This window comes from Macrococcoides goetzii, assembly GCF_002742385.2.
GTDB classification, from domain to species: Bacteria; Bacillota; Bacilli; order Staphylococcales; family Staphylococcaceae; genus Macrococcoides; species Macrococcoides goetzii.
Genome location: NZ_MJBI02000011.1, coordinates 17,405 through 39,942, shown reverse-complemented (window position 1 = coordinate 39,942; position 22,538 = coordinate 17,405). Strand labels below are relative to the sequence as shown.

The 22,538-nt window shown below is 33.1% G+C and carries 24 protein-coding genes; 18 read left to right on the top strand and 6 right to left on the bottom strand.

Going from position 1 to position 22,538, the window contains the following annotated elements; translation table 11 throughout:
* Positions 1-388 precede the first annotated feature (388 nt).
* Positions 389-2,191: a glutamine--fructose-6-phosphate transaminase (isomerizing) gene (glmS, locus tag BFS35_RS12825; RefSeq protein WP_099577231.1), complete on the top strand. Its 1,803-nt coding sequence runs from the start codon at positions 389-391 to the stop codon at positions 2,189-2,191.
* Between the two features lie 184 nt (positions 2,192-2,375).
* On the opposite strand, the gene BFS35_RS12820 is transcribed toward glmS, so the two are convergent.
* Positions 2,376-3,107, bottom strand: a complete 732-nt coding sequence (locus tag BFS35_RS12820; protein ID WP_099577229.1) for a zinc ribbon domain-containing protein — start codon at positions 3,105-3,107, stop codon at positions 2,376-2,378.
* Between the two features lie 21 nt (positions 3,108-3,128).
* A complete protein-coding gene (locus BFS35_RS12815) occupies positions 3,129-4,106 on the bottom strand; it encodes a zinc-ribbon domain-containing protein (RefSeq protein ID WP_099577227.1) in 978 nt (325 codons plus the stop codon).
* Positions 4,107-4,352: 246 nt separating this feature from the next.
* On the opposite strand from BFS35_RS12815, the gene BFS35_RS12810 reads away from it, so the two are divergent.
* The 3 genes from BFS35_RS12810 (at position 4,353) to BFS35_RS12800 (ending at position 6,797) form a co-directional block, all read left to right on the top strand.
* Complete coding sequence (locus tag BFS35_RS12810; RefSeq protein WP_099577225.1) at positions 4,353-4,898, top strand: hypothetical protein; 546 nt, start codon at positions 4,353-4,355, stop codon at positions 4,896-4,898.
* A 281-nt stretch (positions 4,899-5,179) separates the two neighbouring features.
* The gene (locus BFS35_RS12805; protein ID WP_099577223.1) at positions 5,180-5,947 is read left to right on the top strand and encodes a hypothetical protein; all 768 of its coding nucleotides are present in this window, start codon (positions 5,180-5,182) and stop codon (positions 5,945-5,947) included.
* Positions 5,940-6,797 carry a hypothetical protein gene (locus tag BFS35_RS12800; RefSeq protein ID WP_099577221.1) on the top strand — a complete coding sequence of 286 codons (858 nt, stop codon included), beginning with the start codon at positions 5,940-5,942 and terminating at the stop codon, positions 6,795-6,797. The genes BFS35_RS12805 and BFS35_RS12800 overlap by 8 nt, the downstream gene beginning before the upstream one ends.
* A 51-nt stretch (positions 6,798-6,848) precedes the next feature.
* On the opposite strand, the gene BFS35_RS12795 is transcribed toward BFS35_RS12800, so the two are convergent.
* Positions 6,849-7,232: a hypothetical protein gene (locus BFS35_RS12795; protein ID WP_099577219.1), complete on the bottom strand. Its 384-nt coding sequence runs from the start codon at positions 7,230-7,232 to the stop codon at positions 6,849-6,851.
* A 124-nt stretch (positions 7,233-7,356) separates the two neighbouring features.
* Between BFS35_RS12795 and BFS35_RS12790 the strand changes: the two genes are divergently transcribed.
* On the top strand, positions 7,357-8,463 hold the full coding sequence (locus BFS35_RS12790; RefSeq protein WP_158554330.1) for a glycerate kinase: 1,107 nt from the start codon (positions 7,357-7,359) through the stop codon (positions 8,461-8,463).
* A gap of 24 nt (positions 8,464-8,487) precedes the next feature.
* Here BFS35_RS12790 and BFS35_RS12785 read toward each other — a convergent pair whose 3' ends face one another.
* The gene (locus BFS35_RS12785) at positions 8,488-9,390 is read right to left on the bottom strand and encodes a CPBP family intramembrane glutamic endopeptidase (protein ID WP_099577215.1); all 903 of its coding nucleotides are present in this window, start codon (positions 9,388-9,390) and stop codon (positions 8,488-8,490) included.
* Between the two features lie 110 nt (positions 9,391-9,500).
* On the opposite strand from BFS35_RS12785, the gene BFS35_RS12780 reads away from it, so the two are divergent.
* The 3 genes from BFS35_RS12780 to BFS35_RS12770 all read left to right on the top strand — a co-directional run bounded on the left by BFS35_RS12780 (position 9,501) and on the right by BFS35_RS12770 (position 13,791).
* Positions 9,501-10,031: a hypothetical protein gene (locus BFS35_RS12780; RefSeq protein ID WP_099577213.1), complete on the top strand. Its 531-nt coding sequence runs from the start codon at positions 9,501-9,503 to the stop codon at positions 10,029-10,031.
* Between the two features lie 434 nt (positions 10,032-10,465).
* Positions 10,466-12,619, top strand: a complete 2,154-nt coding sequence (locus BFS35_RS12775) for a Z1 domain-containing protein (protein ID WP_099577211.1) — start codon at positions 10,466-10,468, stop codon at positions 12,617-12,619.
* Between the two features lie 125 nt (positions 12,620-12,744).
* Entirely contained in the window at positions 12,745-13,791 is a 1,047-nt protein-coding gene (locus tag BFS35_RS12770; protein WP_099577209.1) for a hypothetical protein, read from the top strand.
* A 40-nt stretch (positions 13,792-13,831) separates the two neighbouring features.
* On the opposite strand, the gene BFS35_RS12765 is transcribed toward BFS35_RS12770, so the two are convergent.
* Positions 13,832-14,011 carry a hypothetical protein gene (locus BFS35_RS12765; protein ID WP_099577207.1) on the bottom strand — a complete coding sequence of 60 codons (180 nt, stop codon included), beginning with the start codon at positions 14,009-14,011 and terminating at the stop codon, positions 13,832-13,834.
* Between the two features lie 94 nt (positions 14,012-14,105).
* Here BFS35_RS12765 and BFS35_RS12760 point away from each other — a divergent pair, with 94 nt between their 5' ends.
* Complete coding sequence (locus BFS35_RS12760; RefSeq protein ID WP_117946056.1) at positions 14,106-14,555, top strand: hypothetical protein; 450 nt, start codon at positions 14,106-14,108, stop codon at positions 14,553-14,555.
* A 56-nt stretch (positions 14,556-14,611) separates the two neighbouring features.
* Entirely contained in the window at positions 14,612-14,929 is a 318-nt protein-coding gene (locus BFS35_RS12755; protein WP_099577203.1) for a hypothetical protein, read from the top strand.
* A gap of 39 nt (positions 14,930-14,968) precedes the next feature.
* Here the strand turns inward: BFS35_RS12755 and BFS35_RS12750 are convergent, their stop codons facing one another.
* Positions 14,969-15,340 (bottom strand): hypothetical protein, encoded by a 372-nt coding sequence (locus tag BFS35_RS12750; RefSeq protein WP_099577201.1) that lies wholly within the window; start codon positions 15,338-15,340, stop codon positions 14,969-14,971.
* 435 nt (positions 15,341-15,775) lie between these two features.
* Between BFS35_RS12750 and BFS35_RS12745 the strand changes: the two genes are divergently transcribed.
* The 8 genes from BFS35_RS12745 (at position 15,776) to BFS35_RS12710 (ending at position 22,528) form a co-directional block, all read left to right on the top strand.
* The gene (locus tag BFS35_RS12745) at positions 15,776-16,225 is read left to right on the top strand and encodes a c-type cytochrome (protein ID WP_099577199.1); all 450 of its coding nucleotides are present in this window, start codon (positions 15,776-15,778) and stop codon (positions 16,223-16,225) included.
* 12 nt (positions 16,226-16,237) lie between these two features.
* Complete coding sequence (gene nosZ / locus BFS35_RS12740; RefSeq protein ID WP_099577197.1) at positions 16,238-18,109, top strand: Sec-dependent nitrous-oxide reductase; 1,872 nt, start codon at positions 16,238-16,240, stop codon at positions 18,107-18,109.
* A 63-nt stretch (positions 18,110-18,172) separates the two neighbouring features.
* Complete coding sequence (locus BFS35_RS12735) at positions 18,173-18,757, top strand: hypothetical protein (protein ID WP_099577195.1); 585 nt, start codon at positions 18,173-18,175, stop codon at positions 18,755-18,757.
* Positions 18,754-20,055, top strand: a complete 1,302-nt coding sequence (gene nosD, locus BFS35_RS12730; RefSeq protein WP_099577193.1) for a nitrous oxide reductase family maturation protein NosD — start codon at positions 18,754-18,756, stop codon at positions 20,053-20,055. The genes BFS35_RS12735 and nosD overlap by 4 nt, the downstream gene beginning before the upstream one ends.
* A complete protein-coding gene (locus tag BFS35_RS12725) occupies positions 20,052-20,852 on the top strand; it encodes an ABC transporter permease subunit (RefSeq protein ID WP_099577191.1) in 801 nt (266 codons plus the stop codon). The genes nosD and BFS35_RS12725 overlap by 4 nt, the downstream gene beginning before the upstream one ends.
* Positions 20,845-21,510 (top strand): ABC transporter ATP-binding protein, encoded by a 666-nt coding sequence (locus BFS35_RS12720; RefSeq protein ID WP_099577189.1) that lies wholly within the window; start codon positions 20,845-20,847, stop codon positions 21,508-21,510. The genes BFS35_RS12725 and BFS35_RS12720 overlap by 8 nt, the downstream gene beginning before the upstream one ends.
* The gene (locus tag BFS35_RS12715; protein WP_099577187.1) at positions 21,507-21,836 is read left to right on the top strand and encodes a FixH family protein; all 330 of its coding nucleotides are present in this window, start codon (positions 21,507-21,509) and stop codon (positions 21,834-21,836) included. The genes BFS35_RS12720 and BFS35_RS12715 overlap by 4 nt, the downstream gene beginning before the upstream one ends.
* Positions 21,836-22,528 carry a hypothetical protein gene (locus BFS35_RS12710; protein WP_099577185.1) on the top strand — a complete coding sequence of 231 codons (693 nt, stop codon included), beginning with the start codon at positions 21,836-21,838 and terminating at the stop codon, positions 22,526-22,528. The genes BFS35_RS12715 and BFS35_RS12710 overlap by 1 nt, the downstream gene beginning before the upstream one ends.
* Positions 22,529-22,538 lie beyond the last annotated feature (10 nt).

The following is a 22,538-nucleotide window of genomic DNA, read 5'->3' as shown; positions in this document are numbered from 1 at the left end:
AACTCATATTTATAGTATAATAATATAAAATCTGAAGCTTATATTGTTTTGATATATAAGACAAGTTGTATTAATAGTTCTATTTCCGAAAGATATAATCTTCTAATACTTGTCTAATTTATATGAAATATAGTACAATTACAGAAGTTTAACTGAAAGCGAGGGTTGTTAAAAACTGAATATACAGCGCCAGAACAGGAAACTGTTGACGAGGAAGATGGTTATCGAAAATTCGGCGGATGCCATCACGGATAGTAGCTATTCGATAGTTGATGTAACAAACCACTTGGGCAACTGAGTGAACAAAAGACATCAACATAGCACAAATAAACAATCTATTTAAATTAACTTATTTTAAATGCGCGAATGCGCTCAGGAGGAACTTATTATGTGTGGTATCGTAGGTTATATTGGAACACAAGATGCAAAAGAAATTTTATTAAAAGGTTTAGAGAAATTAGAATACCGTGGTTACGATTCAGCAGGTATTGCTGTACGTAATGGTGAAGATGTACGTGTGTATAAAGAAAAAGGTCGTATTGCTGAATTACGTAAAGCAGTAGATTCTTCGTTTGAATCAACGACTGGGATTGGTCATACACGTTGGGCAACTCACGGTGTACCAAATCGTGAAAACTCTCATCCACATCAATCTGAAAGTGGTCGTTTCACTTTAGTACATAACGGTGTTATTGAGAATTATGAACAATTAAAAGAAGAATTCTTATCAGGAGTAACTTTTAAATCTGATACAGATACTGAAATTATCGTTCAATTAATAGAACACTTCTCAAAACAAGGTTTAGATACAGAGAAAGCTTTCACTGAAGTAATCAAATTATTACATGGATCATATGCATTAGGTTTATTAGATAGCGAAAACCCAGATGTTATTTATGTAGCGAAAAACAAATCTCCATTATTAGTAGGTTTAGGAGATGGATTTAACGTTATCGCATCTGATGCGATGGCGATGTTACAAGTAACAGATACTTACGTTGAATTAACTGACGGTGAAATCGTTCTTGTTGAAAAAGAAAAAGTAACAATTAAAGATTTAGACGGTAAAGAAATTAAACGTAAACCTTACAAAGCTGAAATCGATGCAAGTGATATCGAAAAAGGAACATTTGCTCATTACATGTTAAAAGAAATTCATGAACAACCAGCTGTAATGCGTAAAATTATTCAAAAATATCAAGATGATAAAGGTAACTTAGTCATCGATAAAGACATTGTAAAAGCAGTACGTAAAGCAGATCGTATCTATATCGTAGCTTGTGGTACTTCTTACCATGCAGGTTTAGTTGGTAAAGAATATTTAGAAAAATGGTCAGGTGTTCCTACAGAAGTGCATGTTGCCTCTGAGTTCGTTTACAATATGCCATTACTTTCTAAGAAACCATTATTTATCTTCATTTCACAATCAGGTGAAACAGCAGATAGTCGTGCAGTATTAGTTGAAGTAAAAAAATTAGGTTACCCAGCGTTAACAGTAACTAACGTGCCTGGATCAACTTTATCACGTGAAGCTGACCATACATTAATCTTACATGCTGGACCAGAAATTGCTGTAGCATCAACAAAAGCTTACACAGCTCAGATTGCAGTACTTGCCATTTTAGCTCAAGTTGTAGCTAAGGATTCTGGAATTGACACAGGTGTTGACTTATTGCCTGAACTTGCTAAAGTTACTTCTGCAATCGTATCGATTGTTGATGATGCAAATAAAATGGAAGATTTAGCACGTCAATTCTTATCTACAACACGTAACGCATTCTTTATCGGCCGTACAATGGATTTCTATGTAGGTCTTGAAGGTGCTTTAAAATTAAAAGAAATTTCTTACATCCAGGCTGAAGGATTTGCCGGCGGAGAGTTAAAACACGGAACGATCGCATTAATCGAAGAAGGTACTCCGGTAATTGCGTTAGCTACTCAAGAAAAAGTAAACCTTTCTATTCGTGGTAATGTGAAAGAAGTAGTAGCTCGTGGAGCAAACCCATGTATCATTTCTATGTCAGGATTAGAACAAGATGGAGATGCATATGTCATTCCAGCGGTTCATGACATGTTAACACCATTAGTATCAGTTATTACATTACAATTAATTTCTTACTATGCAGCTTTACACAGAGGTGCAGACGTAGATAAACCACGTAACTTAGCGAAATCAGTTACAGTAGAATAATATGAATATATAAAGTGTCTAAACATTATTGTTTGGGCACTTTTTTGTATTAAAAATCATTTTAATTATTAAGGATATTTATCTTATTTTGAATTAGGCGTTTTAACAAAAATATACCCCCACCTATGCATTCATGCATGGGAGGGGGTATATTTGTTCTATACTGGATATAATGATATTACATTTAAAAACTAGATAAAATATTAAAAAATGACTCTCCAGCGAATTGCTGAAGGAAAACACCGATCGATTCGATAATCATCATTGTTAGCATTGTTTGACAAACAATAAAAGTTAATATGATATAGTAACTTGCTATACTCGTTTTATGTTGTGTTAAGTACTTAGTTAAAATATAAAGTGGTGAAACTAAAAATATTAAGTAAAATAAGAAAATAAAGAATCCAGAAATTTTATAAGCTTCCATAACAGCGAATAAAATTGCTAATACGATACTGATCATAGAAAATGTATTCAACAAAATATAGTCAGACAATACTTTTTGAAAGCTAATTTTTGCTTTCGAGAATAAATTCATCAATGCATATATTAAACCAGTTGTACCACCGATTATCATGAATGTAAGTATGACAATTTTCTTGATTAATGACCAGACTGGTATGTAACCGTCAGGAAATTCACTCGTTATTTTTAATATGAGCAGTGAAATAATGATGAGTGTAATACTAATAAGTGAAATTGTTAATAAGTAACTGTATTTATGTTTACTGAGAATTTCCTCATCATGTGATAAAAACACATTTTTAAAGAAACCACGACCTTCACCAGCTAATTTACTTTCTTGTATCGCTGCTAAAGTTACTCGAGTATTTGAAGTTCCGTCAATACGAGTGCCACATTGTCCGCAATAGACATCTCCTGCATTTACGTGATTTTTACAATTTGGACAGATCATAAGTACCTCCTATTAATATTTTTATAAGATGTTCATTAAACTTCCTAGCATGCCATCAATTGCACCTAGTGCATCTTTTAACATGCTATCAAATACGATGTAGTAGGCAATAATTAGCACGATAATATACACTAATACACCATAAAAACTTGCCATTCGAGAAGGTCTATGAACAGCATAACGTGCAATTAGATAAACAGATGAGATAAATATAGATGTAATGCCTAAAATAAATAAAAACAACGGTGCTATGCGTAGATCAATCCAGGTTATAATAAATCCTGCAACGATTAGCGCGATGGATACAGTATTGAGTAGGACATAATCTGATAGGAATTTATGAAAATCTACTTTTGAAGTTACAGTCATAACAATTGCACCATAAGTAATACCAATAGAAATGGCAAGTAACAATAAAACACCAAAAGCAAATTTAAATGCGATAGATGACTTACTTTGTCCTATCATTTCAGTAGCATCCGGTAAATTAATTAGCGTTCCTAAGAAGATTAAGAAAATCCCTGCACCGATTAATCCCAGGATTAAACCATAGGAGAACTTCTTATCACTATCTAATATTGAATCATGTTCCTTCAAAGCACTGCTGACAAAGCCATAGCTTTCCTTTGCTACTTGTTGTGATTGATTCGCTAGTTTTTCAGTATCTATTTCAATCTTTGGATACTCTTTTCTCACAGGTTCAGACTTCATATGTGTCGCTCCGCTGTTTTCAACTTTTTCAGTTTCAGTAAATGATTTTTCTTTCGGTTCATCAACCTTTGTAATGTGAGGTTCTTCTGTTATTACATCTTGCTGATTGATAATAGGATCACGTTTATTAATCACTGGTTCTGATTGAGGTATTACTTCATCATTTTTCTCCTCTTGAACTGGTGGGGTATAAACGACTTTTTCGTTTGGTTGTTCTACTGGATGTCCACATTCACCACAAAAGCGATCTCCCGGTTCAATTGGAAACCCACATGCTGTACACTTCATATGTATCCTCCTTTAGCTTATTAATCATAGTTTAATGGATTACATGTTTTTGAACAATATACCAAAAAATGAATAATTACTGATTAATTATAAGTTTGTAATAATAGATAATAACGTTAATTTGTTCAAATTAATCATAATTAACGAAAGTATTTTATTAAAATTTAATTATTTAAAATTCTTTATTATTATTCACTTATTTATATTGATTTGTTATATAATGGAACTGATGAGAGGATGATGAATATGAAAAAACTATTAACATGTTGTCTGGCAATACTACTACTTTTCACTTTAACGATCGATGCGCATGCGGCATTAAAGAAACCCTCTGTTCCTAACTTAAAGAACAAGACGGTTGTGCAGGCAATGAAAAAAGGGAATTATAAATTGAACGGTATTAAAATTGGTAACACGTACGGGTATGTGAAGCAAAAATGGGTGAAACCTTCCTTTAAAGTGACGTCACTTTATCAACGTTATGATTTTGAATATCACTATATGACAGAACGTGGTGATAATACGATTCTTTATTTTACAGGGAAACGTGGTGATAAACCAGAACAGTATCGTCTGCGCTCAATTAGTTTTGCAGGTATTCCGCAATACTTTACAGTGAGTGATATGAATAAATATTGGGGAGAAGGCGATCTTTATTATCCTCAGGCCGGTACAATCAATTACATTCAGGGTAATACATTATTATCATTTGATGTGAATGGAAGTATTGCTTATGTTGCACAATTACATCCCAAAGATATTAAAGAAATACTAAGAAAATTTGCATTTTAATAATTAAATATAGTAAACATTCGTAACCACCAATAATATGCAATTATTGGTGGTTATTTACATTATTAAAGTTGATTAGTTTGTGCTATCACAAAAAAATGTTGTTAGTCATAACTATTTTCAAAAAAATATTATTCTATGTTAGTTTTATTTTTATTTTGTTATTTTTACGTTAGTTTTATTATTTTTAAAATTAGAACTTAATGTCAATACTGCAATAAAATATTGTGTATAATTTGATATAATTAAATTATATAGATGTACAAAAGGAGGTTATTTTATTGAATACGATTGATATGTATTTAGCATTAGATGATATGAATAAAAAATATCCGGATTTAAAACTAAATGAAGCAGACCAGCTCATTTTAAGGACGCTAATCTACACCAATTATGCACTGGATTCTGTTGAATACATTACAGGACAAGATAAACAATCTATTCTAGATGTATATCAAAAGATAATGACCTCACAAATTCCGCTTATGTCTGGTCGAGTGGATGATCGTCGTCATAAGAAAGCAGCACTTACTAAACCAAGAAGCTTTAAACGTCTGGATATGGTAGAGTTTTTAAAGCAGGAATTACGAACAGAAAATCCTAATATCGAATTTATCAGTTTAAAATATAATGTGTTAACATGCCAGATTGGGGAACGCTACTTTACGATCTATGTGAGTACTTCAAGAGATTATGAGTTTCTCAGAGATGAAGAGTTGATTATTAAGAAACGCGTAGCCGCATGGCATAAAGGTGATGAGCAGATATTCAGTGACCATGATTATTACGCCTTAATGGTTAAAGTTGATGAACGTTCAGAATACATTACAGATAATCCATCAGGTATCGAATATTTATTATTAAGTCAGCAGGAAATTCAGGAATGGCTAAAACAAAAAAGTAAAAATCAAAGCGGCATGATTAACTGTTATGTCCATTATATTCAAGAAAAGAACGGTACTGTGATAAGAAAAATTGAAGATTCTAGAGAAACGCCAAAAATTTCATTAATGCGTTATCATAGACGCGGTTATAGGATAAGTGAGTAGTGTACAGCGCTTCTGGAAGCACTACACAACGTTTCCGGAGAATACACCAGAACATGTATCGAATTATGCAGCATTTCATCCATTTGACCTTGAATTTCTCAAAGAACAGTATCCCCATTTCTTCGATGAAATCACACAATTAAAAGGTAGGAAGCTGCAGGAACGTTTAAAATTTGAAAGACATCTACTACAAGTAAATGGGATGTACAAATTAGACCATAAAAATAAAATGGTGAAAGACGAAGAACATATTCATATATGGGCACCAGAGCCATATACAGGAAATTTAGAACAGGCAAAGTTATTGATTATGCTTGTCAATCCTTCCTTTGACCCGAAATATCACCCATCAGAATATGAAAAACGTGTTAAGTTTGATAATCTGCATCTCGACTTACCCAATTATTCACCCTATGAATTTACAGATGGTAAGTTAAATAAAGAGAATTCATTAAACTGGCATTATCATTATATGTACCAATACATAGAACAAGAAATTGTTTACTTCCATCCTAATCAATTGTTCACACTGCAATATTATCCATATCCATCATACTCAAGAGATGATGTAACATTTTATAACGAACTATTGCCTAGTCAGGTTGCAGCTGTAGAAACAGTAAGAGAAGCGATGGCTAAAGGAATGAGCTTAATCGCGAGAAGCACGGATAGAACAAGATGGCTTGCTCATATCCCGGAACTTGCTCAATACGACAAGTTATTCGTGTTTACAAATTATAAGCAACCTTCATTACACCCAAACGAAGTATTGCGTTATGATACGTATCGTAAGAAAGATATTCTCAACATGAAAGGTCTGTTGAAAGAGACACGCAAAAAAGACTGGTAAATGTTGATTCAGGATATCGTGCCGGAATAAAAACAAGCGATAGCATACGAGCTATCGCTTGTTTTTTCCATTTAACTGATTAATACGTGTACGTATTTCAAAAAATACAGATAAAATAAGCATGAATTCAACGATTTTCGTTAATATGCCTAAATCATAAACAAATATACCGATTAACACAATTAACCCGAATATAAATAGCAGAATTGCTGCTATAAGCTGTTGTTTAACCATAGCAGTCGTCACAACTTTACCAGACTGCGTAAGCATTGCATTGTATAAATTAAATAGCATAAATAAACCAATGGATATTAAATAGAGCGCATTGACGACTCTTTGCGGATCATTATGTGTAATCCCATCATATAAATTAAAAATTTGTGCCATAAAAAATAATAATGCAAAAAATCCAATTAAAATATTACCGAACTTCATCATGTACTCCTTTTGAATGTATAAAATAATATAATATACAATTATCATACCATAAATGCGTTTTATCCAATCAATCTGAAGTTAGATTGATGTATTATGGATGATAATAGAGGAGGGATTTACGATGAAAATTTTAATAGCCCCTGATTCTTACAAAGAATGTTTAAGTGCGATGCGTGTGGCAGAATGCATGGCTGATGGACTACAAACATCAATACCAGGTGTTGAAGTGATGCTTCGACCGATGGCTGATGGTGGAGAAGGAACGGTTGATGCATTAATCTATGGGTTGAATGGTAAGAAAGAAGAGATACATACTGTAGATATGTACAGACGACCGTTGACGACATATTATGGCAAGCTGAATGACACAACTGCAGTGATTGAAGTGGCTAATATTATCGGAATGGAAGTAACCCGAGCGCGGAATCCTTATCTTGCTTCAAGCTTTGGTGTTGGCGATGTGATTCGTCAGTTAATTGAACGTGGATATAAGAAAGTATTTGTCGGTTTAGGTGGTAGTTTAACGAATGATGGTGGTGCAGGTTTATTAGAGGCATTTGGATTACAATTTCTTGATGAAAAGAGTGAAAAGCTCGTAATTAATGGTGGAAACTTATCTGAAATTAGAGCGATAAAAGGACAACTGATACCTGCGCTAAAAGCAATTGAACTTCATTTAATTTGTGATGTGACAAATCCATTAACCGGTGAGCATGGTGCAACATATACTTATGGTAAACAAAAGGGAATAGAAGAAGAAGAGATGAAAGCTTTTGATGATAGTATAGCCTCCTTTGCTGTTAAATTAGAACAACATTTAAATGTACAATGTCATCATATAGAAGGTGCCGGTGCTGCTGGTGGTATAGGATATGGATTATTATGTGCTGGTGCTGTGATGCATAGTGGGGCTGAATACATTGCAGATATTGTATTGAAGGATCTTGATTTAAAGACATTCGATTATATCTTTACTGGTGAAGGGAAAAGTGACTTTCAGACACAGTACGGAAAGCTACCGGTATGTGTTGCAAATAGAGGGAATGAAGCGGGCGTAAGAACAATACTTGTGTCAGGTGGTTTAGGTACAAATTACGAAACACTTTATGACAATTTCTTAAGTATCCATTCGATTACTGATGGACCGATGTCACTAGATGATGCGATAGATAATGCTGAAAGATTAATTAGGAATGCATGTAGGAATATAGGAAGATTATTGAAATAACTGTTTAAAACAAAAAGAGCCAGGTTAGGCTCTTTTTTGTGTTCCGTATTTTTTAAGGCTTAATTTTAGTAATAAAGCGATCACGAGAATTGAGATGCTAGTAACAACAAGCCCACCTTCTAATCCGAAATGACCGCCATTTATAATAGACTGATTCATATTTGATTCAGTATTTAAGATGGTTGCTGGTAAAGCTTGCCCACTTACTTCATTGCCTAAAAATACACCGAGTGTAATGTTCCAGAAGCTATGTGCAGCGCCTGTCAGCCAAATATTATCTGACCAGTAGAATAATAGTGAGAACACGATACCTGCAAGGAATAAGTTAACAAAGCTAAGGATACTCGTATTCGGATTTAAGAAATGTAGAAATGAGAAGAATGCTGAGTTGATGATGATGCCAGCTGGCACACCGATTTGATAGCTGATTTTGTTCATCAAGAAACCTCTGGCAATCACTTCTTCAGTTAAACCTTGTATCATAAATAGTCCAATCACCCATATTAATGTAAACCAAGGAATACCCGGGTTAACCGTGCTCTGCATTGCACCGAATAATAGATTGATGAGATAGACGATAATGATGATTACCATCCCTAGAAGCAATCCGAATCCATATTTAGAAAATACTTTTTCTTTAAAGAATCCCAATGCCTGTACAGGATGACGATATGCAAATTTATTGATGATCAGACATGCAACGAGTAAGAAAGGAAAGATTAATAAACTGATGAGCGTACTGAGCGGTTCTTCTTGTAATTCAGTAAGTGTTGCCGTTGGATTGAATGCAAGAATAATGGGCACTAATATTAATCCCGCAATGATTTGAACGATAAAGAAGATTGCAAATGCAATAAGTAGCGTCGCGTACCATGGAATATTGCTCGGAGATTTTTTAGATAGCGATATACTTTGATTAAAATTCATAATGTCGCCTCCATATAATTTTACCACTAGTATAGCATATAAAATTTACCGTATATTGTGAATTTGTAGTATCATAGAATTTGGGTGAAATTTAGAACGGAGATGAACACATGAACGTAAAAAAGATGAGTATTTTATTATCGTCAGCAATTATACTAGTAGCATGTGGTAAAGAAGATACTGCACCGAAGGAAAAAGCAACGACAGAACAAAAAGAAAGTGCCGCAGATATCGCTAGAAAGAAAATTAAAGCGAGTCGTGAAAAACATAAATCAAATAAAAATGATTCAAATACGACTGAAACAGCAACGACTGAAACAGCAGTTACGACTGAAGAAGTGACCACAACTGAAGCGGTAACGACAGAAGCTGTTGTCAAAGAGAATGTTAATAATATAACGAATAGAAATACGTTAAGCCAAATTATATATAGTAACGATTATACATATGATGAGAAAATGGCAGCATATCAAAGTGGTGTAGCCAATGGTGTGATTCCGCAAGGCACAAACACTTCATCACCGGCCGCTGCATTTGAAAGTGCATTACAAGTAGAACGTACAGGAGCACAATCTACGACAGAAGCTCCAACAGCCGCACCGTCAGTGGATCCGAATACGGGATTACCAGTGCAGCCGTAGGGGAGTTTGGATGAATGGTAAGTATTACGGAAGCGGCTGTATTTAGAATTTACAGCCGCTTCCGTCACGAAAAAAGTAAACGAGCTTGAGTAAACGGTAGTATTTAAAAAATACAGCCGCTTCCGTCTTGAAAAAAGTAAACGAGCTTGAGTAAACGGTAGTATTTAGAAAATACAGCCGTTTCCGTCATAAAAAAAGCAAACAAGCAAGAGTAAGCGGTAGTATTTAGAAAATACAGCCGTTTCCGTTATAAAAAAAGCAAACAAGCAAGAGTAAACGGTAGTATTTAAAAAATACAGCCGCTTGCGTCATAAAAAAAGCAAATAAGCAAGAGTAAGCGGTAGTATTTAGAATTTACAGCCGCTTCCGTCATAAAAATAGAGAAACTGGCTTCTGAGCTGGTTTCTTTTTATTGTTAAGTTTAGGAGAAGATTATGGATTTAAATCATGGTGTGTTTATTAAAACACTTCAACATAAAAACAATTATTCAAAAGATGAATTAAAAGCAATGCATGATACTGTAAATAACTTAATAGAAATATCTACATCAGAAAATAAGCCTGGTATGCTTCTTGGGCGTATACAGTCTGGGAAGACACGTAGCTTTATGGGTTCGATGGCACTTGGCTTTGATAATGGCTTTGAAGTAGTGATTATCTTAACTAAGAATTCTAATGCACTTGCACGACAAACGTATGAACGGCTGCATAAAGAATATGAAGCATTGATTGATCTGGACTATATGTCAGCGTATGACATCATGAGTCTACCTGATGATTTACGTAAGTTTGAACTAAATAAGAAAATCGTCATTGTCGTTAAGAAAGAAAAGAAGAATGTGGAACGATTAACGAAAGCTTTATTTGAAATGTATCCGGTACTTAGAAAGCGTCAGATGATGATTATCGATGATGAAGCAGATTATGCGTCAGTTGTTTATGATAAAGATAAGGATAAGAACTTAACGGAACTCAAGGTCATTGCATCCCAACTCGATCAAATTAAAAGAGAAATTCCTACAGCAGCCTACTTACAAGTAACTGCGACACCGTATTCACTATATTTACAGCCGGATAGTGAAGTGTTATCTGCACGTGGTTATCAACCGAAACGACCAGCTTTTACAGTGCTTGTGCCGACATATCAGTTGTATGTAGGAGGAAAGTTCTATTTCGAACAGTCTAAGCTTGAAGGTCCTGCGAGTTACGTCTATCAACCGGTAAGTGAAACTGAACTGGAGCTGTTACGTAAAGAAGATAACCGACGTGTAAAAGATGCGTATGTACTCACTACTAAACAATTAACCGGTTTGCGCAATGCACTGATTAACTTTGTAGTCGGTGGTAAGATTCGTAATCTTCAACAAATTGCTCAACAGGAACGTCCTAAAAAGTATGCTTTTATTATGCATACCATTACGACAAAACGCGCACATATGTGGCAATATCAAGTTGCGATGAAGATAGAACAGAAGCTCAAACAACTCATTGATGAAGATGAAGCTGCATTTAAATCAATTATTCTGAAAGCATATGAAGGATTTAAATTATCTTCAGAATCAAATTATTTTCCGGATGAAAGCGACGTTTATGAAGCGGTAAAATCAGCCTTTCTTGATGAAGAGCTGTTGATTACTATCGTTAATTCAGAACAAGATGTAAATCAATTACTGGATAAACGAGGAGAACTGAAACTTCGAGCACCACTTAACTTCTTTATAGGTGGTCAAATTCTTGATCGCGGCATCACAATCGGCAATTTAATTGGTTTCTATTACGGTCGAGATCCGAAGAAGTTTCAGCAGGATACTGTTCTCCAGCATTCTCGTATGTACGGTGCACGACCAAAAGAAGATTTGTCTGTGACGAGATTTTATACGACACACAGAATCTATGACGTGATGGAACGTATGCATGCGTTTGATGAAGATTTAAGAAAGGCATTTGAAACCGGACGCAATGCTGGAGAAGTCATCTTTATGATGCATGATACAAAGAAAGATATTGTACCATGTAATCCAAACAAAATCTTGTTGTCGAAAGTGATTACGATTAAAGCGAAGAAACGTTTCTTACCGGTTGGATTCCAGACGAAAAGCCGCAGTGAGATGATAAGACGTACTAAGAAAGTTGATAGGATGATACAGGATTTACGTAAGTTTGCCATCAATCAAAATAACAAAGACGCACGTCATATACTCGTTCCTGTTCAGAAAGTGATTACAATACTAAAAGAAATAACAGAATGTCTCATCATGGAAGAAGGGTATGAGTGGAACGTTGAAACATTTAGCGCTATACTCAATTATTTATCAAGACTACCAGGAAACAATACAGGATATGTCTGGATTGTTACACGTGAAAACCGTAATATATCACGCTACCGTCAAGACGGCGTAAGATTTGCAGATCGACCAGATAACGGACAGGATGAACTTAAACAAAGTTATCAGCTTGGTACGACACATCCAACTGTATTGCTGCTCAGACAAAACGGAAATGAGAATGAAGGATGGCGCGGTGGACCTTTCTACTGGCCGGTCATTGTCGCACCTGCACAGATGAATACGATTGTATTTGAAGAATAATAATATATTAAAGGATAAACAATAATTATGTATTTTTAATATTAACTAAATAAAATAATACTTTTATTTTTTCTACAATATAGTAAAATTTAAATTAACAAACTAATTTACTTGAGGAGAAAGCAATGAAGAAATTATTAGCAGCAACACTTATTATTTCTGCGTTATTACCGACAACTGGTGCAAAAGCAGCAGTGAATCAATGTGAAATACCTGGTAAATATTATGATTCGAAACCTGTAGATAGTGTGCAGGATTTAAAAGCGTTACAAAACGGTACTTATCAGGCACGTGGCGTGAAATTAAATCAGTCATACAAATATGTGAAATCAAAGCTAGGGCAACCTGAAACGCTGGAAATTGAGAAAGATAAAGAAGGAACGATGATGTATGCAGGATATGGTGATTATGAATTTGGATTCTATTCACCGAAACGTTATATTACACGTGATAGTTTAAAACTAATCTCTATCGAAATGTATTTAAACGATAAAGCACGTATGTTACGTCGTGATATCATTGCAACTTTAGGTGAACCAACAGGTAAGTTCCACGATGAGGATTATGCATTAGAAGAAAGCTTCAACTATTTACATGCGAAATATACAGAGATTTCAAAAGGTTATTTAGCTGAAAGTGTTGCGATGTATCATCCGAAATATGATAATCATTCACGTGTATTCTATAAAGGTAACTTTAGAAAGAATCAATTGAAAAATGTAGCAGAAAAATTACCGACTATTACAGAATTAAAGGCAATGAAAAATGGTAAGTATAGTTATAAAGGGATTAAACCAGGAATGTTATCAACAGATGTGTACAAAAAAGTTGGTGCATCTAATACAGAATCATTCTTTATTGATGAAGAAGGGATGACATTGGATCAAACATACGGTGTGAATGATTGGATGATGCTTTCTTATGATTCAGAAAAGTGTGATGGCAAATATAAATTATATAATATTTCATTTGCTTATGAACAAAAGAAGCTCTCAGAAAAGCGTATAAAAGCATTGTTTGGTAAACCAGATGACACATATGGTGTTGATACATATGAAAACGAACAAGGAAAACTTGTAAAAGAGAAGACAGTTGACTATGACAATTTGAGTCTGACGTATGAAAAAGTTGGTAAAGATTATTATGTAGCTGTTGTTTCATATACAAAATAGTAAACCGTGAGCGACCGCTCACGGTTTTTAGTTTTCAGACTTATGAATGTTTACGATTATGCTCTTGTTCTACCGCATCAAGTTTGTTGTCGATTGTTGAAGTATTTTGCTTCGCTGCATTTTTCGATGAGTTAATCAGCATAATTACTACCCATGCGATGATACCGAAGATGACGATTAGAAATAGGATTAACGGTAACGACATTGTCATCATTAACATGTTATCACTTCCTTTAGTTTACTATTACCCGAAATTAAATAATTTAGTCCTCATAATAAATGGAAAGTATAATTTCTATGGCTTGAAGTTATGGATGACACCAGAAGCGGCAAAGAAAGCTGTTGGTGGGGCAAATGAAACTTCAACTACACGTATTGGTAAAGATTATTTAATGACACAAACATACGGTAAGGATGATTTCTTAAGTGTGGATTACCGTTCTAATGACTGTGGTAAGACATACAAAATTTCTAACTTTATGGTCGATTATGATTTTGCGAAACAATCATTAACTGATATTGAGAAAGTAGTCGGTAAACCAGATCGTTCTGAAAAGGGTAGCTATGTTGAAGAAGAGAACGGTGTGAAGGGTAAAAGAATTCCTACAGTAATGAATGAATATGGTAATGTAGTTAAAAAAGCGAAAGATGGTATTCAAATTGGTAAATTAGCTTCATATACAATAAATCTTCAAGATATACAAAAGAAGGTACTAGAGAATTTACAAAAGACAGCTGGTTTAGTCAGAATTATGCGGATGTAGGTTTTGTAGATTTTCAATCAAAAATTTCTAGTTCAAAAAGAAAAGTTACGAGAATAGTGGATAAAGATATAGCTAGTTACAGAACAATTGAGCAAGGTGAGATTGAAGGGAAATATGGTAAACCTTTATTAACTGATACAGTTATTGATGATATGGGTAGAGCCAAACGAGTTGATATGTACAAATATATAACATTCTTCTATGCATGGAACACAGAGAATGATAAAGCACCAATCTTAACTGGGGCAGTAATTATGCACAATAAAACTAAATCAGCACAACAAAAATGGTTTGATTATGCAACAGGAGAATCTAACTATAATGCAGCAAATATGACAGAATACATCACGTCTAGCGAATGGGCTGGATTATAAAATACAAAAATGAAACCTCAAATGCGAGGTTTCATTTTTTTATGTTTTAGTGTTTAAATTTTGTCTTCTATACTTAACGATTGTTACGACGATCATCAGTACACTGATGATGATAAATAAAAAGTAAAGGATCGTATCAAGCGTGTTTTCTGCATATTTCATCGCAAAGATACTTAAGATGAATATGCCAATATAGATGATAATATCAAAGATAGTTGAAATAATTAGAGATGATTTCCCGTAAAATAAATCGATTAAATCGTTATTGATTAAGCCTAAAAATGTTAGTGCAATAATCGCGTAGATTAAATAATCAGCAGGCGGTGCACCTTGAGATATATGTTTGAAGACGTTGATTGATAAAAATGCTACTAAAAATAAATATACATAGAAGAATAGTTTATTATTCATAATTTCCTGCCTTTCAATGCTTTCTTGTATTATAACATTATTCAATAATAAATAATCAAAGGGTTCTTAATTTTATACTACATTAAATATTTCGATAGTAACTTACATGTTATAAATATATTGTCTTTTTTTAATAAAATTAAAGGTAAATAATTGTATGTTATAACCATGCAAGTGTCACAAAGTCTTCTTTAAAAAGACATTAATATGGAATTAAATTGAAATAAATAAAATAATATTATTAATATGATTACAATAATCGGGTTTTTTAAATCCTTATAATTCAATGGGTTAAATAATTTACACAAATTATTAATTTTAATTTTAATTTTGTGAAAAAAATACTTTTTGTGAGAATAAGCATATAGAAACATTAAGAGTAATGTTATACTTTAAAAGAGGTATTTAAAATATATGTTTAAGGAGGCAATAAGTATGAAGAACAATCGTAGCTATCTCATTTTTGCTTTTGTAATTACCTTTTTATTAATGTCTATCTTCTTTTTGGCATTAAGTACGAAAGAAGATCCTGCTAAACCTGAGCAGACTGCAACAGAAAATACTGATTCTGGTGCAACTAAAGATACTGCCAGCAAAGAGACAGATAAAGAAGAAACTACTTCTAGTAAAGCAGGTCAAGTATTTGAACAAAAAGGTTGTGTATCTTGTCACGCTATTTCAAAGCTAAATGTTAAAGGTGGTTCTACAGGACCTGATTTATCAGATGCTTATAAAACTGTTGATGGAAAACACGGAAAATCAATTGATGAATTCTTAAAAAAACCATCTTCAGCAGTTATGAGCGGTGTTATAAAGGATAATCCACTTACTGATAAAGAACGTAAAGATATTGTAGATGCATTAAAAGAAGCGTCAGAAAAATAGGAGGTGTGCTGAATGAAGAAGTTTTTATTTAGTTTAATTGGTATACTAGCAGGATTTCTAGTAGCAGCGTTATTATTTGCAGATTTAACACCAGGAAAAAAAGCAACAAACGAAGAATCTAGTAGTGCGAATAAAAGTAATGCGGAAAAAGTATATGTACCTTTTGGTGAAAAAGACGAGTATTACATGATGGCATCAGGTGGTCATTCTGGTCAATTATTCGTTTACGGGTTACCTTCGATGCGAAAAATCAGAACTGTTCCTGTATTCACGCCAGATCCAGCAACAGGTTATGGTTTTGATAAAGGTACAAAAAATATGTTAGGTGGAAAAACATGGGGTGACTTTCATCATCCATCTATTTCTGAAACAAAAGGTGACTACGATGGTAAGTTCTTATTCGCTAACGATGTGGGAAATAACCGTGTAGCTGCAGTAGATTTAAAAACTTTCCATACTGCTGATATTATTGATTTACCGAACATGGGTGGGCCACATGCAGGAGTATTTGTAACACAAAACACTGAATATGTCGCATTACCTACACGTTTTGCAAGACCTTTAGGTGGTGCTTATGCAAGTTTGGATAAGTACAAAGAAGAATATAAAGGTGTTGTATCAATGGCTAAATTTGACCAAAAGAAAAAGAAATTTAGTATCGACTATCAAATTGTATTACCACCTTGGAGTTATGATTTATCTGATGCAGGTAAAAAGATGAGTGGTGATTGGATTGTAATGACAACATATAACACTGAATTTGCTACAAGTAACATGGAAATCAATGCTTCACAGAAAGATAGAGACTATATCGTCATGGTTAACTGGAAGAAATTAGCTGAAGAAGCGAAGAGTGGTACGAAAGCTAAGGTTGTTAATGGCATAAAAATGATTGATCCTCGAGATGTTAAAGGTTCAATTTATGCTGTTCCCGTTTCAAAATCACCTCATGGTGTTGATGTTACACCAGATGGTGAATATTTCGTAGCTGCAGGTAAGCTTGCACCGATTATGACAGTATTCTCATTTGAAAAAGCATTTGATGAAATGAAAAAAGAAACTAAAAAAGAAGAGTTTGGTATTCCGGTATTAAAATATGAAAACGTAATGGAACGAGAAGTGGATCCTCCAGGTGCTTTAGGACCATTACATACTCAATATGATGATAAAGGTAATGCTTATAATACGATGTTTATCTCTAGTGAAATCGTAAAATGGAACTATAAAACAGGTAAAGTAATAGACAGAACACCAACATATTACTCTCCTGGTCATGCTTCAGCGGCTGAAGGTGATACTGTAAAACCTGATGGTAAATGGATTGTAGCATTAAATAAACTTGCTAAAGATAACTTCTTGTCTGTAGGACCGTCACATCCAGAATCAATGGACTTAATTGATATTTCTGGTAAGAAGATGAAACATGTAATGACTGCACCAGTCGATCCAGAGCCACACTATGCACAAATCATTAAAGCAGATAAAATAAAAACACAAAAAATATATGAGAAAGATGAAAAACGACCATTTTCTACATGGAATCAAAAAGATGCACGTATTGTGAGAAAAGGAAATGAAGTTCATGTATATGGTATAGCAATGCGTTCTAAATTTATCTTTGATGCTAAAGCAAAACGTAAAGATGAAGTAACCGTGAATAAAGGTGACAAAGTGTTCTTCCATATGACAAATATTGATTTAGATCAAGATATTACACATGGATTTGCAATCAATGACTATGACTTAAACTTTGAAGTTCAGCCTGGTCAAACAAATACATTGGAATTTGTAGCCGACAAAGAAGGGACATTCCCTATTTATTGTTCTAACTTCTGTTCAGCACTTCACCAAGAGATGAGTGGTTATTTATTAGTTAAGCCATAAGTATATAGTGTGGAGCGCAATCATTAGTTTGTGCTCCACATTTTTTATAGGAGGTTGAAAATCATGAAAGGAAATTTAAACAATTATAGTATGTACACTCTGATAGCTGCAGCAATCACGATGTTTTCCACACTTTTTTTACCATGGTGGGGGATGAAGTTCTTTGCTCCTCAGTATCCTGAAGGATTAGATATTATTGTACATCCAAATACTTTAAAGGGAGATATCGATAATATCAATGGTTTAAACCATTATATCGGGATGAAAAACTTTAGTAATGACACTTTTCCGGAACTTACGTATTTTCCATATTTAGTGATTGGTTTTGCAGTATTATTACTTATCGCAGCATTCTTAAGAAAGAAAGCTGTGTTACTTGGTTTAATTGTTATATATGCAATTAGCGGAATCATTGGTATATGGGATATGAAACGATGGTTAAAAGATTTTGGAACAAATTTGGATCCTTCAGCACCGATTGACATGGAGCCGTTTGTACCGCCCGTCTTAGGGAAAAATGTTATCGCAAATTTTACGACTTATTCTAGTTTTCATATTGGAGGGTATTTACTTGGGCTGGTATTTATCTTGATGATTGTGGCATTTTTCTTAAGTTATAAATCAAAGAAGAAAGAGCAAACTTTATGAAGAAGATGTTAGTATTCGCAACAATAATAATAAGTTCGTTGATGGGACATAATGTCTATGCGGGGGAATTACAAAATTTAATTGATGAGACAAAGTCAGGTGATACATTACAACTTGAGAATAAAACATATAAAGATCATGTTATTATCAAAAAACCGATTACTATTAAAGGTAAAGAAAATACGATTATTGATGGTGAGAAAAAAGGAACTATTATCCAAATCAAAAGTTCTGATGTAGTCTTAAAAAATTTAAAAATAATGAACAGTGGTCGCTCAAGAAGTAGTGAAATGGAAGCGTCTTGTATAAGAAATATGGCTCCTAATAATACGTTCAAAGACTTGAAGATTCATAATTGTTTTCATGGCTTGTATTTAAATAAAGGGGATCAAACAAATATACAGAATAATGATATAAAAGGTTATAAAGAAGGTAGTACAGGTGCAAAAGGTTACGGAATTTATGTAAAACGAGCAAATGAAAATACGATTAAAAATAATACAATCCAATATTCTCGTGATGGTATTTATTTTGAGTACTCAAACGATAATGAAATCATAAATAATAAGGTTTCTAAAACACGTTACGGTTTACATTATATGTACTCAAACTTTAATAACTTTAAAGGGAATAAATTTATTGGAAATATTGGTGGTGCAGCAATTATGCACTCGGATAATATCGTATTAGAAAAGAATCAATTTTCTTTTAACCAAGGCTCACAAGCATTTGGTTTAATTATTCAGGGTTCTAGAGATATCAATATATTAGAAAATGAATTTCATTTAAATCAACGTGGATTATACATCGAACAATCAACATTAAATTTAATACAGGAGAATGAATTTTTTAATAACAAAGTAGGAATAGAAGTTTGGGATTCTTCATCAGCATTAACTTTTATGAAGAATGAATTTAAAGAGAATAAAGTACCTGTTGTACTTGTAGGACATTCTAATCAAAATAATTGGAATAAAAATAAAGAGGGGAATTATTGGCAGGAACCAATGTTAGATTTAGATCAAAACGGTATTGGAGATAAACCATATATTCAAAACTCTTCTTTAGGTAATTTATTAAAGCAAAATGAATTAGCATATTTATTTATGAATAGTCCTGCAATTGATTTGTTCGAACGTAGTCATCGTTTAATCAATCCTGATGTTGTGATGATTAAAGACGAATTTCCACTAATGGACAACAACCATTCATTAACACTAGAAAAAATCATCATTTCAATTATTGTTATCGTCATTACAATACTAAGTGTAAGGTATTTGAGGAGGTCTAAACGATGAATTACATAATCAAGGAATTTATAGAATCATATCGCTCAAAAGGGCTATGGCTAATGATGTTTGTATTATTTATAACTTCAATTTTTATTCTTAGTGCTTCTAAAAGTTATCCGGCTGATTTAGGTTTTGCAACATTTTTACTTAATCTTTTTGATATGAATATGATGATACTGCCGATATTCGCAATACTTATCTCAGCTTTATCTGTATTCAATGAAAAAGAATCAAAAAGTTTGGCGATGATATTAACAAAGAAAGATTCTATGATTTCATTTCTATTTAAGAAGTCATTAGCCATACAATCAGTAATGAATATATCTTATATTGGACTTGCATTGATAATATTGGTGCTTGCAAAATTAATTATCGTTATAGATTTCAAAGCAAGTTTAGTATTTTTGATAAGCGTACTGACTTTATTGTTAATATGTAATCAAATTGGCATATTCGTAGGTATGTTTTCTAAAACGAAACTTGAATTAATGGCTTATGCGATTATTATTTGGTTTGTACTTGTCTTCTTGCTTGATTTGATATTCCTTTATATTATTCCGTTTGTTACATATGATAATGCTAAAATCTTTGGCATATTCTATTTCTTAGATCCAATGCATACAATCCGCATATTCCTGGAACATTTATTAGGCTTACTTTCGACATCAAATTTAAGTGCATTGATGTCAGATGTTATTAAATTAAATCCAGTAATATATATGGTTTTGACTGTATTTTTATGGCCATTAGTGATATTTGGTATTACAGTATTAGTGTCAAGAAGAGGTGAAGCAAATGATTGATGTACAAGGATTATCGCATCGTTATGGAGATAAAGAAGTACTTGAGGATATAAATTTTCATATTGATAAACATGAAAAAATAGGATTAATCGGACGTAATGGAGCAGGTAAATCTACCTTATTAAAATTAATGTTAAATATGGAAAAGATACAAAAAGGTACAGTAACATTTAATGGAGAAAGTAATAAAAATGAAAAATGGAAAGCATCAGTAAGTTATCTGCCTGAAAAGTTTAAACTTTATCAATCTATGACACCACTTGAAAATTTGAAGTTCTTTAATGGACTTATTAAAAAGAAATTTGAATATCAGGACGCTGAAGAAGTATTAAATAAAGTGGGACTATTAGATGATAAAAATACAAGAATTAATCAGTTTTCTAAAGGAATGTTACAACGACTAGGAATTGCAATTACATTAATGTATGATACTGAAATTATAATCCTGGATGAGCCAACATCAGGACTAGACCCTATAGGACGTAAAGAAATACTAGATCTCATTAATTTAATGAAAGATAAGACGATATTAATGAGTTCACATCATTATGAAGAAGTGAAAGAAGTATGTTCACATGTTTTATTACTAGATAACAAGCAAATTAATAAAATGGATATGTTAACATTCGAACAACAATACTTGGAGGTGTCAAGATGAAAAAAGTTCTATTATTGATGGTCGTATCGATGTTATTAGTAGCATGTAATGGAAAGAAAGAAATTAAAGTAGAAGAACAGCCGAAAGCAAATGAAATGTCGAGATTCTCAGTAAAAATCACTGAAGGTGGTAAAGCAGTAGACGATTTCAAAGGAACAGCGACATTCCAAATGAAAGGTATGGATCACGGAACGATAGAAGCAAACTTAAACCACCAACAAGATGGTATCTATGAAAACGAAATTAAGTTACCGATGGCTGGTAAATGGACAGCTAAAATTAAAGGTAACAACATAGATAAAACCATTGAACTGGATATAAAATAATGAAAAGAATCAATAATATATTAATAATGCTCATCAGCTTTTTAGCAACCATTCTGGTGGTATGGTATTTTGTAAAAGGTGATGTGAAAGAAGAAAGACAAAATGAAGAACAACAAGTAACTACTGAAGAAAGTGGGGATGATAAACAGCAAGAAGTAAAGTTGAATAAGGATGAAGTATTAAAAATAAATGAACGAACTTTTAAGAAACAAGATATTGAATTCTTGAGAAATATACAGAAAGCACAAATTGATGTCGCTGCTAAAGAGGATACATCTGGAGATGCATCATTTTATAAACAGAAAATTAAAGATCAGGACTCTGAGAATCTACAGTTGCAGAATCAAGTTGAACTTGAAGCGATTGCATTGTTAGGAAAAGAAAAAGGATATAAAATTGATAAAAGTGACCTAAAAAAAGAAGTAGCATCATTTAAGAAAAAACATCAGTCGTCTGAGTATTATAAAGAAGCGGAAAAGTTATTCGAAGAAGAACAACTTTATCAATCACTTGAGAAATATGTACATGACCAGATGATGCGAGACAGAGTAATAGAAGAAATTAAAAAGATTAAGAAGGCAGATAATCCTAAGTTAAAAGGACAGGAACTTGATTTTGAAGTGCGACAGTATTTCGATGATCTGTACAAAGATGCTGTAAATGACTTAACGATATCAACAAATTATAAATAAGTAAAAGATC

What these genes read in the sequence shown, in the direction of transcription:
- glmS (WP_099577231.1), top strand. Translation starts at nt 389, where the DNA reads ATGTGTGGTATCGTAGGTTATATTGGAACACAAGATGCAAAAGAAATT.
- BFS35_RS12820 (WP_099577229.1), bottom strand. Translation starts at nt 3,107, where the DNA reads ATGATCTGTCCAAATTGTAAAAATCACGTAAATGCAGGAGATGTCTAT.
- BFS35_RS12815 (WP_099577227.1), bottom strand. Translation starts at nt 4,106, where the DNA reads ATGAAGTGTACAGCATGTGGGTTTCCAATTGAACCGGGAGATCGCTTT.
- BFS35_RS12810 (WP_099577225.1), top strand. Translation starts at nt 4,353, where the DNA reads ATGAAAAAACTATTAACATGTTGTCTGGCAATACTACTACTTTTCACT.
- BFS35_RS12795 (WP_099577219.1), bottom strand. Translation starts at nt 7,232, where the DNA reads ATGAAGTTCGGTAATATTTTAATTGGATTTTTTGCATTATTATTTTTT.
- BFS35_RS12790 (WP_158554330.1), top strand. Translation starts at nt 7,357, where the DNA reads ATGAAAATTTTAATAGCCCCTGATTCTTACAAAGAATGTTTAAGTGCG.
- BFS35_RS12785 (WP_099577215.1), bottom strand. Translation starts at nt 9,390, where the DNA reads ATGAATTTTAATCAAAGTATATCGCTATCTAAAAAATCTCCGAGCAAT.
- BFS35_RS12780 (WP_099577213.1), top strand. Translation starts at nt 9,501, where the DNA reads ATGAACGTAAAAAAGATGAGTATTTTATTATCGTCAGCAATTATACTA.
- BFS35_RS12775 (WP_099577211.1), top strand. Translation starts at nt 10,466, where the DNA reads ATGGATTTAAATCATGGTGTGTTTATTAAAACACTTCAACATAAAAAC.
- BFS35_RS12770 (WP_099577209.1), top strand. Translation starts at nt 12,745, where the DNA reads ATGAAGAAATTATTAGCAGCAACACTTATTATTTCTGCGTTATTACCG.
- BFS35_RS12765 (WP_099577207.1), bottom strand. Translation starts at nt 14,011, where the DNA reads ATGTTAATGATGACAATGTCGTTACCGTTAATCCTATTTCTAATCGTC.
- BFS35_RS12760 (WP_117946056.1), top strand. Translation starts at nt 14,106, where the DNA reads ATGACACCAGAAGCGGCAAAGAAAGCTGTTGGTGGGGCAAATGAAACT.
- BFS35_RS12750 (WP_099577201.1), bottom strand. Translation starts at nt 15,340, where the DNA reads ATGAATAATAAACTATTCTTCTATGTATATTTATTTTTAGTAGCATTT.
- BFS35_RS12745 (WP_099577199.1), top strand. Translation starts at nt 15,776, where the DNA reads ATGAAGAACAATCGTAGCTATCTCATTTTTGCTTTTGTAATTACCTTT.
- nosZ (WP_099577197.1), top strand. Translation starts at nt 16,238, where the DNA reads ATGAAGAAGTTTTTATTTAGTTTAATTGGTATACTAGCAGGATTTCTA.
- BFS35_RS12735 (WP_099577195.1), top strand. Translation starts at nt 18,173, where the DNA reads ATGAAAGGAAATTTAAACAATTATAGTATGTACACTCTGATAGCTGCA.
- nosD (WP_099577193.1), top strand. Translation starts at nt 18,754, where the DNA reads ATGAAGAAGATGTTAGTATTCGCAACAATAATAATAAGTTCGTTGATG.
- BFS35_RS12725 (WP_099577191.1), top strand. Translation starts at nt 20,052, where the DNA reads ATGAATTACATAATCAAGGAATTTATAGAATCATATCGCTCAAAAGGG.
- BFS35_RS12720 (WP_099577189.1), top strand. Translation starts at nt 20,845, where the DNA reads ATGATTGATGTACAAGGATTATCGCATCGTTATGGAGATAAAGAAGTA.
- BFS35_RS12715 (WP_099577187.1), top strand. Translation starts at nt 21,507, where the DNA reads ATGAAAAAAGTTCTATTATTGATGGTCGTATCGATGTTATTAGTAGCA.
- BFS35_RS12710 (WP_099577185.1), top strand. Translation starts at nt 21,836, where the DNA reads ATGAAAAGAATCAATAATATATTAATAATGCTCATCAGCTTTTTAGCA.